Annotated in this window: 13 protein-coding genes; 4 read left to right on the top strand and 9 right to left on the bottom strand. The window is 58.8% G+C overall.

Annotated features, from left to right (window positions below; translation table 11 throughout):
• Window positions 1-50: 50 nt before the first annotated feature.
• The 5 genes from ssuE to argE form a co-directional block, all read right to left on the bottom strand.
• Window positions 51-644 carry an NADPH-dependent FMN reductase gene (gene ssuE / locus ABH909_RS05070; RefSeq protein ID WP_007899466.1) on the bottom strand — a complete coding sequence of 198 codons (594 nt, stop codon included), beginning with the start codon at window positions 642-644 and terminating at the stop codon, window positions 51-53.
• A gap of 285 nt (window positions 645-929) precedes the next feature.
• Window positions 930-1568, bottom strand: coding sequence for a peroxiredoxin (locus ABH909_RS05065; protein WP_429430971.1), 639 nt, complete (start codon window positions 1566-1568; stop codon window positions 930-932).
• Between the two features lie 279 nt (window positions 1569-1847).
• A complete protein-coding gene (locus tag ABH909_RS05060; RefSeq protein WP_123500374.1) occupies window positions 1848-3173 on the bottom strand; it encodes an OprD family outer membrane porin in 1326 nt (441 codons plus the stop codon).
• 785 nt (window positions 3174-3958) lie between these two features.
• Complete coding sequence (argA, locus tag ABH909_RS05055; protein ID WP_429430969.1) at window positions 3959-5257, bottom strand: amino-acid N-acetyltransferase; 1299 nt, start codon at window positions 5255-5257, stop codon at window positions 3959-3961.
• Window positions 5258-5483: 226 nt separating this feature from the next.
• On the bottom strand, window positions 5484-6641 hold the full coding sequence (gene argE, locus ABH909_RS05050) for an acetylornithine deacetylase (RefSeq protein ID WP_429430967.1): 1158 nt from the start codon (window positions 6639-6641) through the stop codon (window positions 5484-5486).
• Between the two features lie 178 nt (window positions 6642-6819).
• Here argE and ABH909_RS05045 point away from each other — a divergent pair, with 178 nt between their 5' ends.
• Window positions 6820-8187, top strand: a complete 1368-nt coding sequence (locus ABH909_RS05045; RefSeq protein WP_429430965.1) for an inorganic triphosphatase — start codon at window positions 6820-6822, stop codon at window positions 8185-8187.
• A 156-nt stretch (window positions 8188-8343) separates the two neighbouring features.
• On the opposite strand, the gene ABH909_RS05040 is transcribed toward ABH909_RS05045, so the two are convergent.
• On the bottom strand, window positions 8344-8814 hold the full coding sequence (locus ABH909_RS05040; RefSeq protein ID WP_429430963.1) for an Lrp/AsnC family transcriptional regulator: 471 nt from the start codon (window positions 8812-8814) through the stop codon (window positions 8344-8346).
• A 126-nt stretch (window positions 8815-8940) separates the two neighbouring features.
• Between ABH909_RS05040 and ABH909_RS05035 the strand changes: the two genes are divergently transcribed.
• The 3 genes from ABH909_RS05035 to ABH909_RS05025 all read left to right on the top strand — a co-directional run bounded on the left by ABH909_RS05035 (window position 8941) and on the right by ABH909_RS05025 (window position 11651).
• Window positions 8941-9279 carry a hypothetical protein gene (locus ABH909_RS05035; protein WP_429430961.1) on the top strand — a complete coding sequence of 113 codons (339 nt, stop codon included), beginning with the start codon at window positions 8941-8943 and terminating at the stop codon, window positions 9277-9279.
• Between the two features lie 90 nt (window positions 9280-9369).
• A complete protein-coding gene (locus tag ABH909_RS05030) occupies window positions 9370-11154 on the top strand; it encodes a GspE/PulE family protein (RefSeq protein WP_429430959.1) in 1785 nt (594 codons plus the stop codon).
• A gap of 176 nt (window positions 11155-11330) precedes the next feature.
• The gene (locus ABH909_RS05025) at window positions 11331-11651 is read left to right on the top strand and encodes a DUF2388 domain-containing protein (RefSeq protein WP_429375875.1); all 321 of its coding nucleotides are present in this window, start codon (window positions 11331-11333) and stop codon (window positions 11649-11651) included.
• A 177-nt stretch (window positions 11652-11828) separates the two neighbouring features.
• Here the strand turns inward: ABH909_RS05025 and gcvP are convergent, their stop codons facing one another.
• From gcvP to gcvT, 3 genes are all read right to left on the bottom strand, one after another.
• Window positions 11829-14702 carry an aminomethyl-transferring glycine dehydrogenase gene (gene gcvP, locus ABH909_RS05020; RefSeq protein ID WP_429430957.1) on the bottom strand — a complete coding sequence of 958 codons (2874 nt, stop codon included), beginning with the start codon at window positions 14700-14702 and terminating at the stop codon, window positions 11829-11831.
• A 194-nt stretch (window positions 14703-14896) separates the two neighbouring features.
• Complete coding sequence (gene gcvH / locus ABH909_RS05015; protein ID WP_429430955.1) at window positions 14897-15283, bottom strand: glycine cleavage system protein GcvH; 387 nt, start codon at window positions 15281-15283, stop codon at window positions 14897-14899.
• 50 nt (window positions 15284-15333) lie between these two features.
• A complete protein-coding gene (gcvT, locus tag ABH909_RS05010; RefSeq protein WP_429430953.1) occupies window positions 15334-16416 on the bottom strand; it encodes a glycine cleavage system aminomethyltransferase GcvT in 1083 nt (360 codons plus the stop codon).
• Window positions 16417-16451 lie beyond the last annotated feature (35 nt).

Below are 16451 nucleotides of genomic sequence, written 5' to 3'. Positions count from 1 at the left end.
GGGCCAGTAAGGTGGAGTACTTCAAATTCGGATGTGACTTGAGGGCTGGCTTAAATGCTCCAGCGAGCACTCAACAAACGTTCGTTCAACAGGTTCGGATCGAGCGGCTTGGGCCGTCGAGCCATGGCGCTGAAAAACTGCTCCAGCGCTTCAAACAATCGTTGCGCAAGCTCCGGCGCCAACTGCGCCTGGGCGCTGCCTTCGCCGTAAGCGATCTGGCTGTCCACAGCGAAAATCCCCTGTAGCATTTCCTGGGCTTTCAACGCCGACAGCACCGGTTTGAGCGCGTAATCCACCGCCAGCATATGGGCGATGCTGCCGCCGGTAGCCATCGGCAAAACCACCTTGTGGCTCAGAGCACGTTCGGGCAGCAGATCGAGCAAGGTTTTCAGCGCACCGGAGAACGACGCTTTGTAAACCGGCGTGGCGATCAACAAGCCATCGGCGTTTTCAATCTGTTGCAACAGGTCGATCACTTTCGGGCTGTCGAAGCGGGCATGCAGTAAATCTTCGGCCGGGAAGTCTCGTACCTGGTAACTCACCACTTCCACCCCTTGCTCTTGCAACCAGCGTCGCGAGCGCTCCAGCAAAACCCCGGAACGGGAGCGTGGGCTGGGACTGCCACCGAGTGAGACGACCAGCATTCAGACAATTCCTTGAGCGATGTTGGCGATTCGCGGCTTGCGATTTCGCGTTTGATGAGTGACCTTAACAGCTGATTTATATATCCATAAATCATATTTATTCATTTGGTTATTCTTTAAATGAATATATCAATAGTCTTTTTCCGGACAAAAAAGAGGCCGTCGAAACGGCCCAAAATCCCCTGCTTTGGTTGATGCCTGGAAAAGATCGCAGCCTTCGGCAGCTCCTACAGGTGTACGCCAATTCCAATGTAGGAGCTGCCGAAGGCTGCGATTTTTTGACGTTTAACGATTCGGCTGTGGCGTCAGGCGCAGGTACGGCTTCACCGCGCGATAACTTTTGGGAAACCGTTGCCTGATTTCATCTTCGTCCTTGAGCGACGGCACGATCACCACTTCATCACCGTCCTGCCAGTTGGCCGGGGTGGCCACTTTGTAGTTGTCGGTGAGCTGCAGCGAATCGATCACCCGCAAAATTTCATTGAAGTTACGGCCGGTACTCGCCGGGTACGTAATCGTCAGCCGAATCTTCTTGTTCGGATCGATCACGAACAGAGAACGTACGGTCAGGGTGTCGTTGGCATTCGGATGGATCAGGTCATACAGGTCGGACACTTTACGGTCCGCATCGGCGAGGATCGGGAAGTTGACGATGGCGTTCTGGGTTTCGTTGATGTCCTCGATCCACCTGTGATGCGAGTCCACCGGGTCGACCGACAGAGCAATGGCTTTGACGCCGCGCTGAGTGAATTCATCCTTGAGCCTGGCGGTAAAACCCAGCTCGGTGGTGCACACCGGCGTGAAGTCCGCCGGATGGGAAAACAACACGCCCCAGCTATCGCCCAGCCATTCATGGAAACGGACAGTGCCGGCGCTGGAATCCTGTTCGAAGTCGGGGGCGATATCGCCAAGTCTGAGGCTCATGGTGCGGCTCCTTTTGAGTGCTTGTTGAGCCCAACTGTGCCTGCGTTCATTAGAGATTAAAAAGAATAAATGTCGATTTTGTTAGATCATAAATGAATATCAAATATCTGTTCACTGGACCTGGATGCCCATGAGGACGAACATCGCCTACAAGGTTCGAGAAGGCCTTGAATTGCTGCAAAAGAGGGAAATTTCAAGGAGGGTTTACGGGGTGAGCCCTCCTTGAAAACGCAAAAGCCCCGCCCGGCGAGATGCCGGGCGGGGCTTTTTTTCTACGTCTTACATGAAGTTGTAAGTGTAGTTGAAGATCAGGCGAGTCTGATCCTGATCGGCGATACCAGTACTGCTGCCACGGTAGGTGCCGTGACGCAGGGTAGTGCCAAAGCCTTTCAGAGGGCCTTGCTGGACAACGTAGTCCAGGCGCATGTCACGTTCCCACTCGGACGAATCGCTTCCACCGGTGGCGGATTTGATGTCGTCACCGTGGAGGTAGGCAATTGCAGCCTTCAAGCCCGGAACGCCCAGTGCGGTGAAATCGTAGGAATATTGACCGAACGTGGTGTTCTCACCTGCGCGGACAAACTGATGGATCATGCTATCGGTAAACAGGTAGAAGCTTGAGCCGCCAGCCCCTTCGTTACGACCGCTGTCATTCAAAAGGCTACCCTGGTTCAGGTAGACGAAGCCGCCGTCATCACCAACTTGCTGGTGACCCAACAAGAATGCGCTGCCACCCAGGGTATAGGTGAACATGGCGCTCCAGGTCTTGTTATCGACCTCGCCCGGGGTCTTGGCATAGCCACCGTTGTTGTTGAATCGATAGCCGGCGTCACCGTTGCGACCATCTGAGCTGCTGTCGAAGTAACGCAAGTCAGTCTTGAACGACTGGCCTTCGGTAATCGGGAAAACATGTACCGCGCCCAGGAAGTGCTGTTTGTAATAGTCTTGCAGGTTGGCGTAGTAGTACTGCAGGGTCAGGTCTTTGGTGACTTTCCAGTCAGCACCGCCGTAACGGAACTGGTTGCTGTCCTGAGTACCGCCGCTCACTGCCAGGCCGGTGCTGTTGGTTCCCGCACGGCCTACGGCGTGCTCCAATTGACCGCCGTTGAAGGTTACGTTGTCGATTTCCTTGGAGGTGATAGTGCCACCTTCAAAGGTTTGCGGCAGCAAACGACCATCGCTGGCTATCAGAATCGGCAAGTTAGGCGCCAGGGCACCACCCAAGTGAGCCTCGGTCTTGGAGAACAGCGCCTTTACGTTGCCAGACAGACGACTCCAATTGTGTACGGCCGAACCGTCGGTGTCGCTTGGGACAAAGGAGTTGTTATCCGGGTGGTGACCTTTGCCACCATCCAAATGGATACCGACCAGAGCCTGGGCGTCGATACCAAAACCTACAACGCCTTGGGTAAAACCGGACTTGTAGTCGAACTTCAGGCCAGTGGCCGTTTCGCGCTGGTCGGAACCGCCTTCGCGGTTATCGTTGTTGAAGTACAGGGTTCGGGAACTGACGGACGCCTTGCTGTCTTCGATAAAACCGGCGGCGCCTGCCTGCTGCGCCAAAACCCCTACGGCCACTGCCAGGGCCAAGGTGGACTTCTTCATTGTTTCGCTCCTCTCGTTCTAATTTTTATGCTCTTGGTCCAGGGTCTAACGCCCCAGATCCAAGATGCGCGATTAGCACTGGTCCATGACTGACAAGTCAATCGTAACCATGTGTGTCTACGACCAAGGTCTAACCGCAATGATTTGGTCCCTGCAGGGTAATGATCTCCTTATAAACCCAAAAAGAATTATTTCATTCTTTTTAATATCTTTTAGGAATATACCGTTATGACTTTGACCCGAACCGGGATACACGGTATCGGCTCACAAGCTAATTCCTAAATGGTATTTATTGACGTTTTTTTAGATCGATTAGCTTTCGACGTATTCCCCATACGTCAATCACTATCGAAAAGGCGACGCGATGATGGCCAAACGCGCACTATCTAGTCAAATTGTTACAGTTTGTGTATCAATGATATTTTCTTTTTCCGCCGACGTATGGGGCGTTCGCAGGGGTTTAAGCCGCGTTGACCGGCGCCAATGATGTGCCGGAGCTGCTGGTCAGCTCGGCATTTCCAGCCCAGGCGAAGGGCGAAGTGCTTTGAGGGGACAAGAGAAGGTCGAGATGCAGTCGGATTGTTCGCCGTATGTCAGCGCGAAATTCGTCACTGAATAACACCCCAAACCCGTGGCGAGGGAGCTTGCTCCCGCTGGAGGCCGGAGGACTCCCCAATCCAACAACGCGGTGAATCAGTCATAACGCGTTCGCTGGTTTTGGGGCCGCTTCGCTGCCCAGCGGGAGCAAGCCCCCTCGCCACAAAAGCCAACACGGACAGCCCCCGTCAAAGGGCTTTTTCGAAGATCTTCGAATTACGCTGATAGTTGTAAAGCGACGCCCGCGCCGATGGCAGGCGTTCGACGCTGCTTGGCACGAAGCCCCGCTCACGGAACCAGTGGGCCGTCCGGGTCGTCAGCACGAACAGGGTTTTCAGCCCCTGGGCCCGGGCGCGGGTTTCGATGCGCTCCAGCAATTCATCGCCGCGACCACCATGGCGGTACTCCGGATTCACCGCCAGACACGCCAATTCCCCGGCATCCGAATCGGCAATCTGATACAGCGCCGCGCAGGCGATGATCATGCCTTCGCGTTCGACCACGCTGAACTGCTCGATCTCACGCTCCAGCACCTCGCGGGAACGCCGCACCAGAATGCCCTGCTCTTCCAGCGGGCTGATCAAGTCCAGCAAACCGCCGACGTCCTCGATGGCCGCCTCGCGCACCACCTCGAATTGTTCCTGGGCCACCAGCGTACCGCCACCGTCACGGGTGAACAGTTCGGTCAGCAGCGCGCCATCTTCGGCGTAGCTGACGATGTGACTGCGCGCCACCCCGCCCCGGCACGCTTCAGCGGCCGCATCCAGCAGCTCGGCTTGATAGTTGCTGCCCAAACGCTGCAAGTGCGCCGGTACTTGCTGCGGGCGCAATTCGCGGACCAACCGGCCGTTTTCGTCGATCAAGCCAGGATCGGCGCCGAACAGCAGCAGCTTGTCCGCCCCCAGATCGATAGCGGCGCGGGTGGCGACGTCTTCGCACGCGAGGTTGAATATCTCCCCGGTCGGCGAGTAACCCAATGGCGACAACAGCACGATGGAGCGTTCGTCCAGCAGGCGATTGATGCCTTTGCGGTCGACCCGGCGCACTTCGCCGGTGTGGTGATAGTCGACACCTTCAAGTACGCCAATCGGCCGTGCCGTGACCAGATTGCCGCTGGCCACCCGCAGGCGCGAACCCTGCATTGGCGAGGAGGCCATGTCCATGGACAGCCGGGCTTCGATAGCGATGCGCAATTGGCCGACCGCATCGATCACGCACTCAAGCGTCGCCGCATCGGTGATGCGCATGCCATGGTGGTAATGCGGAATCAGGCCGCGAGCAGCGAGGCGGGTTTCAATTTGCGGGCGCGAACCGTGAACCAGCACCAGTCGCACGCCCAGGCTGTGCAGCAGTACCAGGTCGTGGACGATGTTGCCGAAATTCGGGTGTTCAACGCCGTCGCCGGGCAGCATGACGACGAAGGTGCAATCGCGGTGAGCGTTGATGTAAGGCGAAGCGTGACGAAGCCAATTGACGTATTCGGGCATGAACCTGGGCCTAATAAATAGCAGCCGAAAAAAGGGTAAAGCAGTAAACGCACAGCGGGCTGATGGTTATCGTCGGAACAGGCTTGGCGACACGCGCGCTCTCCTCATGAATACGGGTTGGGACATCGGCAATTTATACACGCTCTGTAGGAGCTGCCGAAGGCTGCGATCTTTTGATCTTGTTTTTAAAATGCAAAGATCAAAAGATCGCAGCCTTCGGCAGCTCCTACACCGTTTTGGCCGGTGTCAGGCAGTAATGTTCAATCAGTTGACGTAATAGATGCACGGTAGGCTGCAAACGTGACATTTCGAGGTATTCCCCCGGTTGGTGCGCGCAGGCGATGTCGCCCGGGCCCAATACCAGTGTTTCACAACCAAGACGCTGAAGATAAGGCGCTTCCGTGCCGAACGCCACTGCTTCGGCATGATGACCGGTAAGCTTTTCTGCGACCCTGACCAATTCCGAGTCTTCGGCCTGCTCGAAGGGGGGCACTTCGGGGAACAGCGGTGCGTAATCGATCTTCACTTGATGCCGTTCGGCAATCGGATTGAGCTTCTGCAGAATCGCTGCGCGCAACGCTTTGGGGTCCATGCCTGGCAAAGGCCTCAGGTCGAATTCCAGCGAACACTGGCCGCAGATGCGATTAGGGTTGTCCCCGCCGTGGATGCAACCGAAATTCAGGGTCGGCTGCGGCACGCTGAACTGTGGGTTACGAAACTCGCGCTGCCATGCCAGGCGCAGGCCGCGCAGTTCGCCCATGGCGTCGTGCATGGCTTCGAGGGCGCTGTGACCCAGGCGCGGGTCCGAGGAATGGCCACTCTGACCAAGAATGTCGATGCGCTCCATCATGATGCCTTTGTGCATCCTGATCGGCTTCAGCCCGGTCGGCTCGCCGATCACCGCCGCGCGACCTAATGGCCGCCCGGCTTCGGCCAGAGCGCGAGCGCCGGCCATCGAGCTTTCTTCATCGCAGGTGGCGAGGATCAGCAAGGGTTGCTTGAACGGCTGATCAAGCAAGGGTTTGACGGCTTCAATGGCCAAGGCGAAAAACCCCTTCATGTCGCAACTGCCCAAGCCGACCCAACGACCGTCGACTTCCGTCAGTTTCAGCGGATCGGTCTGCCACAACGCCTCGTCGTAGGGCACCGTATCGCTGTGACCGGCCAGCACCAGGCCGCCGGGGCCGGAGCCAAAACTGGCCAGCAGATTGAATTTGCCGGGGCTGACCTGCTGGATATCGCAGGCAAAACCCAGGTCCCCGAGCCAAGTCGCCAGCAAGTCGATGACCGGCCGATTGGTTTGATCCAGGCTGGGTTGGGTACAGCTGACGGACGGTGCGGCGATCAGCGCAGCGAACTGATCTTTCATGGACGGCAAAGGCATCGCTGACTCCCGACTCGCGAATTGAAGTCCATCATAGAACCATCCGGTGACAGGAATAAACCGTCGCGGCTCGTCACCCAGCGTCAACAGACCCTATCTCGAATGAGTCCTGTACACTGCACGACCTTGGCAGCCACACATTCCCCCGGCTGCGCTCCCGATCCTGGATTTTCCGGCCATGCAGAAAGAAACCGAAATCAAACTCCGCGTCAGCCGCGAAACCCTCGCCGCTCTGCGCGAGCACCCGTTACTGAAAAAACGCAACAAAAGTGGCTGGGAACGCCGTGAGTTGATGAACCAGTACTTCGACACGCCTGAGCGCGACCTGGCCCGCGCCAAGGTTGCCCTGCGCCTGCGCCGCGATGGCGACGAAGTGATTCAGACCCTCAAGACCCGTGGCCAGAGCGTCGCCGGTCTGTCCGAGCGTCACGAGTACGACTGGCCTCTGGCCAAAGCCAAGCTCGACGTGAAAAAACTCGACGGCGAATGCTGGCCCGAAGAGCTGGCCGAACTGGACAAGAAAACCCTGAAAGCCATCTTCACCACCGATTTCGTTCGCGAACGCGCAGAAATCGCCTGGGGCCGTGGCAAGACCAAAGTGGTCATCGAAGCCGCGCTGGACCTGGGCCACGTGGTGGTTGGCAAGCAGAAAGAAGAAATCTGCGAGCTGGAACTGGAACTGCGCGAAGGCGAACCGGCCGCGCTGCTGGAACTGGCCGCCGAACTGGCCGCGACCCTCCCGCTGATGCCATGTGACATCAGCAAGGCCGAACGCGGTTATCGCCTGTTCGACGCCAACAGCTACTCGCTGAGCTTGCCGGCGCCGCAGATCACCGCCGAAATGCCGCTGGACGATGCGTTCGCCGCCCTGAGCTGGCATTTGCTGAGCAGCAGCCAGCGTCTGGCCGAGCAATATCGCTTCAATGGCCACTGGCGCCTGTTGCAGGACTGGGTCGAGAACCTCGCTGAAATGCGCGCGCTGATCAGCAGCCTCGGTCAGGCCGCACCGCGTCAGTCGACTCATGATCTGCGCGTCGCGCTGGATGCCCTGCTGGAAGACTGGCGCCCGCTGGTACAAGCCGGCCTGGACGACGAAGACGTGCGCAAAGCCGCGCCGGAGCAGTTCCTCGAAGAACTCGAAGACCCGCGCTGGGGCCTGTTCTCCCTGAACACTTCACGCTGGTTGCTGGCCCGCACCTGGGCGGCTGATCGCAACACCCGCGGCAATCGCCAGGGCGCTGCACAACTGGGCAGCTGGTTGCCGCGCATGCTGGGCGAAGAAGCCAACTCGCTGCAATTGCAGCGTTATCAGCAACAGCCAGAAGACCTGGCCGAGCAGCTGCCGCGTATCGAGCGCATCCAGGCCTGGCTGCACCATGCCCGCGGCGTACTGGAGATCCCGGAAATGGATCGCCTGTACGGTGAACTGAACAAACTGACGCAACTGGCCAACGAGCCGATTACCGATGAATCGCTGGATGCGCGTAAGCACCAGGCGATTGCGGTGTATCAAAATCGCGCCTGGAAGACTTTGCTGCGTCTGTAAGACCCCTGTGGCGAGGGGGCTTGCCCCCGTTCGGCTGCGAAGCAGTCGTAAATCCGGGCATCGCGGTTTGTCTGGCATACCGCAATGGCCGGATTGGGGAGCGCTACGCACTCCAGCGGGAGCAAGCTCCCTCGCCACAAAAACCTTCGAACATCCTCAGCGCAACACCGGCAAACTCGTCGTGGACTTGATTTCCGATAACGCCACGATCGAGTTGACCTCCTGAATCCCCGGCACCAACGACAGCTTCTCAAAGAAGAAGCGCTCATAAGCCTCGATGTCTGCCGTGACGATCCGCAGCAAGAAATCCACCGACCCCATCAGCACATAACATTCCAGCACTTCGGGAAAACCGCGAATCGCCTCGGTGAACTCAGTGAAGTTCGAACGTCCGTGGGCGTTGAGTTTGATCTCGGCGAAGATCTGCGTGTTCAGGCCGATTTTCTTGCGGTCAAGCAACGTCACCTGAGCGCGAATGATCCCCTCCTCCTTCATCCGCTGAATCCGCCGCCAGCACGGCGACTGCGAGAGCCCTACCTGTTCGGCGATCTGCGCGCTGGAGAGCGAAGCGTCCTCTTGCAGCAACGCCAGAATCTTGCGGTCGTAGCTATCCAGCTCGCTGTGCATAGAAAAACCTGTAGATGATATGAACTCGAATTGAACGATTCGATAAATCGTCAATGAGCCCAATCATAGATAAGAAATGCCCGGTACCGAATGTAAAAATTCCTCCAGTGATTTTGGAGCTCGACCATGCCGCATTTAGAAGCCGTGAACACCTCGCCCGCCCGCGCCGATGTCTGGAACGTCAGCAACGCCCACTGCCGCGTTCACTATCAATTACTGGCCGAGGCCGAGCCGGATCTGCTGTGCCGGGCGCTCAATCTTTTCGCCTTGCAGTTTCTGACGCCGCAGCAAGTCAATGTGCAGCGCATGGACGATCTGCTGTCAGTCGACATAATCATGGACGGCCTGAGCTGGCACCGTGCCCAAGTGATCGCGGAAAAATTACGTAACCTGATCAGCGTCTGCTCGGTAAACCTGCAAGCGGCTGATTCTGCGTGGGAAGAGCCGGCTCAGGCGGCAGGCTGAAAAGAAACGACACGCCTTGGTCGGGTAGTGGCCCAACGGTCTGCGGGTGCGCGACTATCCTTTGCGGACGGTTGTTCAAAAGGAGCCCGCATGTCCGTTCAACTCGCCACTCAGGACCGCTGGCTGGACCTCAATGATTTGCTGCGTGAATTGGTCGCCCAAGGCTTTATCAGTCAGGACTCGGCCGAACACGCGCTCAACGCCCGCCGCCGTCACGCCATAAATGGTCAGCAGCACCCGCTGGAATTCATCGCCAGCCAACACCTGGACGACCTCAGCCGTCCCGGCAAACACCTCGATCTGGAAAGCCTGACACTCTGGCTGTCTCAGCAGGCCGGTCAGCCTTACTTGCGCATCGACCCGCTGAAAATCAACGTCGCGGCCATCACGCCGTTGATGTCCTATGCCTTCGCCCAACGCCACAAGATTCTGGCGGTGTCCATCGACCGCGACGCCGTCACCGTGGCCAGCGCCCAGCCCTTCGTCAGCAGTTGGGAAGCTGACCTGACCCACGTGCTGAAGCTGCCGATCAAGCGCGTAGTGGCCAACCCGGTGGACATCCAGCGCTTCAGCGTGGAGTTTTTCCGGCTGGCCAAATCGGTCAGTGGCGCCACCAACGCCGACCAGCAAATAAGCACCCTGGGCAACTTCGAGCAGTTGCTCAACCTCGGCGCCAGCGATCAGGAGCCGGACGCCAACGATGCGCACATCGTCAACATCGTCGACTGGCTGTTCCAGTACGCATTCCAGCAACGGGCCAGCGATATCCACATCGAGCCCCGGCGCGAGCAAGGCACGGTGCGCTTTCGCATCGACGGCGTGCTGCACAACGTCTATCAATTCCCGCCGCAGGTGACCATGGCCATCGTCAGCCGCCTGAAAAGCCTGGGGCGGATGAACGTCGCAGAAAAACGCAAACCCCAGGACGGCCGGGTCAAAACCAAAACCCCGGATGGTGGCGAAGTCGAGCTGCGGCTGTCGACATTACCGACCGCGTTCGGCGAAAAAATGGTCATGCGGATCTTCGACCCGGAAGTGCTGCTCAAGGACTTTGATCAGCTGGGGTTTTCCGCCGATGACCTGCGTCGCTGGCAGGACATGACCCGCCAGCCCAATGGCATCATTCTGGTGACCGGGCCGACTGGTTCAGGCAAGACCACCACGCTGTACACCACCCTGAAGAAACTGGCGACGCCGGAGGTCAACCTCTGCACCATTGAAGACCCGATCGAAATGGTCGAGCCGGCGTTCAATCAGATGCAGGTCCAGCACAACATTGATCTGACCTTTGCCGCCGGCGTGCGCGCACTCATGCGGCAAGACCCGGACATCATCATGATCGGCGAAATCCGCGATCTCGAAACCGCCGAGATGGCGATTCAGGCGGCACTCACCGGCCACTTGGTGCTGTCGACGTTGCACACCAACGACGCCCCGAGCGCCATCAGCCGCCTGCTGGAACTCGGCGTGCCGCATTACCTGATCAAAGCCACGGTGCTCGGCGTCATGGCCCAGCGTCTGGTCCGTACGTTATGCCCGCACTGTAAAGCGCCGCTGACCTTGGGCGAGGACGACTGGCAAACCCTGACCCGGCCTTGGCAAGCGCCACTGCCAGGCAACGCACAACGCGCCATCGGGTGTCTGGAGTGTCGCGAAACCGGCTATCGCGGCCGCGCCGGAGTGTACGAAATCATGCAATTGACGGACGGCATCAAAGCGCTGATCAACCCCGATACCGATTTACTGGCGGTCCGCCGTCAGGCCTTCAAGGAAGGCATGCGCAGTTTGCGCTTGTCGGGGGCACAGAAAGTGGCGGCGGGGTTGACCACCATCGAGGAGGTGTTGCGGGTGACGCCGCAGAGTGAGCAGAAGTAGGCCTGATGTCGGTAGGAGCTGCCGCAGGCTGCGATCCTTTGATCTTGTTTTTAAAAGCAAAAATCAAAAGATCGCAGCCTGCGGCAGCTCCTGCGGCGAGCCGACTAACGTCACGGAACTCGATTGGGTAATTGGCAATCAAAGGCCGCAGTTAATACCCAGTGGAGTCACCTTTTATGCGTCTCAAACTTGCTGTCGCTACCTTCGCCGTGTTGTCCCTTCCAGTCGGTTCGGCGATGGCTGATGACAGCTTTTGGCGTAACGTCCTTACGTCCGGTGCCACCACCGGCACCTCTTACCTGACCTCCAGGGATCACAAGCTGGTCGTCGCCGCCCAGGACGACGCCGGCAGCTTTGTCGCCAGTGACGGCGCCATTCGCGGCCCCTACCTGGAAGCTGCGATACAGAAAGTCCGCGCTGATCACCCTGGCCTGCAAGCCACGGACATGGAGCTGGCGAATGCCATCCTGGCGAAGAATGCCATCGCCTCGAAATAAGGTTCGTTGCTGAACAAGATGCCGCTCTCATGAGCGGCATTTTTTTGCCTGAAATGCGATCTATTGTCGGAGCGGGCGTGCTCGCGAAAGCGGTGTTTCAGTCGACATCAATTGTGAATGTTGAACCGCTTTCGCGAGCAAGCCCGCTCCCACATTAGATCTTCATCTCTCGTGAATTCAGCGGTATTCATCCACCGGCACACACGCGCAAAACAGATTGCGGTCGCCGTAGACATTGTCCACGCGGTTCACCACCGGCCAGTACTTGTGGGCCTTGGTGTGCGCATCCGGCGTCACTGCCTGCTCGATACTGTACGGGCGCTCCCAAACCCCGGTGATGTCGGCCAAGGTATGCGGTGAGCGTTTCAGCGGGTTGTCCTCCGCCGGCCAGTTGCCATTCTGCACCTCGGTGATTTCCGCGCGAATACTCAGCATCGCGCCGATAAAACGGTCCAGTTCCGCCTTCGACTCACTCTCGGTCGGTTCGACCATCAACGTCCCCGGCACCGGGAATGACATGGTCGGCGCATGGAAGCCGTAGTCCATCAGGCGTTTGGCAACGTCCTCTTCACTGATCCCGGTCTGTGCCTTGAGCGGTCGCAAGTCGAGGATGCATTCGTGGGCCACTCGCTCGTTGCGCCCGGTGTAGAGCACTGGAAATGCGCCGGCCAAATGCTGCGCCAGGTAATTCGCGGCGAGAATCGCCACCTCGCTCGCATCCGCCAGTTGCGGCCCCATCATGGCGATGTACATCCAGCTGATAGGCAAAATGCTCGCGCTGCCCCAGGGCGCCGCGCTCACCGCGCCGTTCTCCGGCAGCGGGCCGTCGATGGGCACTACCGGGTGATTGGCGACGAACGGCGCCAGGTGCGCGCGAACGCCAATCGGCCCCATGCCGGGCCCGCCACCGCCGTGGGGAATGCAAAACGTTTTGTGCAGGTTCATGTGCGACACGTCGGCGCCGATATCGGCAGGCCGTGCCAACCCAACCTGCGCGTTGAGGTTGGCCCCATCCATGTACACCTGACCGCCATGGCTGTGGATAACTTCACAGATCTCGCTGATGCCTTCCTCGTAAACCCCATGGGTCGAAGGATAAGTCGCCATCAGGCAGGCCAGTTTATCCCCTGCCGCCGTGGCCTTTTCCTTCAGATCATCCAGATCGACATTACCCGCCTCATCGCACTCGACGATCACCACCCGCATCCCGGCCATTTGTGCCGAGGCCGGGTTGGTGCCGTGGGCCGATGACGGGATCAGGCAGATATCCCGCGCGCCCTGATGGCGGCTCTCGTGATATTTGCGAATCGCCAGTAACCCGGCGTACTCGCCCTGAGCGCCCGAGTTGGGCTGCATGCAGATCGCATCGAAACCGGTGATCGCGCAAAGCCAGCGCTCCAGCTCCTCGATCATCAAGGAATAACCCACCACCTGCTCTTTCGGCACGAACGGATGCAGGTTGGCGAACTGCGGCCAGGTGATGGGGATCATCTCGCTGGTGGCATTGAGCTTCATGGTGCAAGAGCCCAGCGGAATCATCGATTGATTGAGCGCCAGGTCTTTGTTTTCCAGTTGCTTGAGGTAACGCAGCATTTCGGTTTCGCTGTGATGAGCGTTGAACACCGGATGACGCAGATAAGATGTACTGCGCTGCAACCCGGCAGGAATGCCGGAGACCAGCGGTTCAGCGTCCAGGTCGTCGACGTTGAGCCCATGATCGGCACCGAGAAACACATCGAACAACTTCGCCACGGTGGTTTCGTCACAGGTTTCGTCGAGGCTCAGGCCCAACTGACCACGGCCGAGAATGCGCAAATTGATCTGCGCCGCCTGGGCACTTTCGATGACCGCCGTCTGAGTGCCCCCCACCTCAAGGGTCAGGGTGTCGAAGAAATGCTGGTTGAGACGGGTGATCCCGTGACGCTCCAGGCCAGCGGCGAGGATGCTGGTCAGCCGATGGACGCGTTGGGCAATTCGTTTGAGCCCTTCCGGGCCATGGTACACCGCGTAGAAACTGGCGATATTGGCCAGCAGCACCTGGGCAGTGCAGATATTGGAGTTGGCCTTCTCCCGGCGGATATGTTGCTCGCGGGTTTGCAGGGCCATGCGCAGGGCGACATTGCCCCGAGCATCTTTCGAAACGCCGATGATCCGCCCGGGAATCGCCCGTTTGTATTCGTCGCGGCTGGCAAAAAACGCCGCGTGCGGGCCGCCGTAACCCATGGGTACGCCGAATCGCTGGGACGAACCGAATACCACATCGGCGCCCAGCTCCCCCGGCGGAGTCAGCAACAGCAGGCTTAGCAGATCGGTCGCCACGCAAGCCAAAGCTTGCTGGGCGTGCAAATGATCGATCAATGGGCGCAGATCGCGCACTTCACCGTGGGTGTCGGGATATTGCAGCAACGCGCCGAACACCTGGTGCTTTTTCAAGTTATCCACAGCGTCGACGATCAGGTCGAAACCGAACCCTTCGGCCCGGGTCCGCACCACGGAAATGGTCTGCGGGTGGCAATTCTCATCGACAAAAAACAGGTTACTTCGGGATTTGGCCACGCGCTTGGCCAGTGCCATGGCCTCGGCTGCCGCCGTGGCCTCATCCAGCAGCGAGGCGTTGGCCAACTCCAGGCCGGTCAGGTCGATGGTCAGTTGCTGGAAATTCAGCAACGCTTCGAGCCGGCCTTGAGCGATCTCTGGTTGATAGGGCGTATAGGCGGTGTACCAACCGGGATTTTCCAGCACGTTGCGCAAGATGACGGCCGGCGTGAGGGTGCCGTGGTATCCCATGCCGATCAGGCTGGTCCAGACCTGGTTCTGCTCGGCGTAGCCCCGCAACTTCGCCAGCGCGGCTTGTTCGTCGAGGGCCGGCGGCAAGTCCAGCGGCCGGTTGAGACGGATTCCCGGCGGCACCGTCTGCTCGATCAGCTCGACCCGGCTGCCAAGGCCAAGGCTGTCGAGCATCGCCTGCTGTTCGGCGGCATCAGGGCCCAAGTGGCGGCGCAGGAAGGTATTGGGGTCGCGTAACTGGCTCAAGGACGGCAACTGGGACATGACGGGCTCTCTCTTGACTGGCGCTCGGCGTCGATGCAATGCGGTCAAACCAGCATAGCAGTCGCTGTCGGGAGCCATTGAGAGTCATACAAGAACGGTGTAGGAGCTGCCGAAGGCTGCGATCTTTTGATCTTGATTTTTAAAAACAGGATCAAAAGATCGCAGCCTTCGGCAGCTCCTACACGGGGCGAGCATTACTCGCCGATGACGGCCTTGTAGGCAACTGCATCGAGCAGCAGATTGTCCAGTTCGGTGGTATCGCTTGGCTCGAGCTTGAAGAACCAGCTGTCATAGGGCGCGCTGTTGACCAGTTCCGGGTTGTCGGCCAACTCTTCGTTGACGGCAATGACGGTGCCGGAAACTGGCGAGTAGATATCGGAGGCAGCCTTGACCGACTCGACGACACCCGCAGCCTCACCGGCCGCGAACACTTTGCCGATTTCCGGCAGCTCGACGAACACGACGTCACCCAAGGCTTCTTGAGCATGGTCTGAAATACCCACTTTCACGCCGCCATCATGGTCTAGACGGGCCCATTCGTGACTTTCGGCAAAACGCAGGTCGACTGGGATTTCGCTCATGTTCTGTGTCCTCAAGAAAAATGTCAGCGGTCATTGCCCGCCAAAAAAAGTTAGATCAAGGTTTTGCCATGGCGTACGAAGGTCGGCTTGACCACTCGAACCGGGTACCACTTGCCACGGATTTCCACTTCAGCGCGGTCGGCGGTGGCCACCGGCACGCGCGCCAGTGCAATCGACTTGCTAAGCGTAGGAGAGAAACTACCACTGGTGATCTCCCCTTCGCCAACATCGGCGATGCGAACCACTTGATGCGCCCGCAAAACCCCACGTTCTTCCAGGACCAGACCCACCAGTTTGTGCTGTACGCCATTGGCCTGTTCGGCTTCCAGGGCAGTGCGGCCAATGAACTGGCGCGTGTCCGGTTCCCAGGCAATGCTCCAGGCCATGTTGGAGGCCAATGGCGAAATTTCTTGATGGATGTCCTGCCCGTAGAGGTTCATGCCGGCTTCGACACGCAAGGTATCGCGGGCACCGAGGCCGATCGGGGAAATACCCGCCCCCACCAGATCGTTGAAAAAGCCCGGGGCCTGATCCGCCGGCAGCAGGATTTCCAGACCATCCTCACCGGTGTAACCGGTGCGCGCGATGAACCAGTCACCGTCGGTCTGACCTTCGAAATATTTGAGCTGCTGAATCAGCGCGCCGCGGGACTGAGTCACCAGTTCGGCAATCTTGTGCCGGGCGTGAGGCCCTTGAATGGCCAGCATCGCCAGTTCGGAGCGCTCGTTGAGTTGCACATCGAAGTCGCCGAGATGCGCCTGCATCCAGGCCAGATCCTGATTACGGGTGGAGGCATTGACCACCAGGCGATAACCGTCCTCGAGACGATAGACGATCATGTCGTCGACGATGCCACCGTGCTCGTTGAGCATGGCGCTGTACAAGGCACGGCCGGCGCTGTGCAGACGTTCGACGTCATTGGCCAGCAAATACTGAAGCCAGGCCTTGGCCTGGGGGCCGTCAACATCGATCACGGTCATGTGGGATACATCGAAAACCCCGCAATCGCGGCGCACCTGATGGTGTTCCTCGACCTGCGAGCCATAATGCAGAGGCATATCCCAACCGCCAAAATCGACCATCTTCGCGCCGAGGGCGAGATGAAGGTCGTACAGAGGCGTACGCTGTCCCATGGGTTTCTCCTTCCGGGCGTGGCGAAGGTGCGGGC

This window comes from Pseudomonas sp. BS3782 TE3695, from assembly GCF_050435305.1.
Taxonomy (GTDB): Bacteria; Pseudomonadota; Gammaproteobacteria; order Pseudomonadales; family Pseudomonadaceae; genus Aquipseudomonas.
Note: the sequence above shows the minus strand (reverse complement) of the source record. Positions and strands in the feature narration are given on the sequence as shown.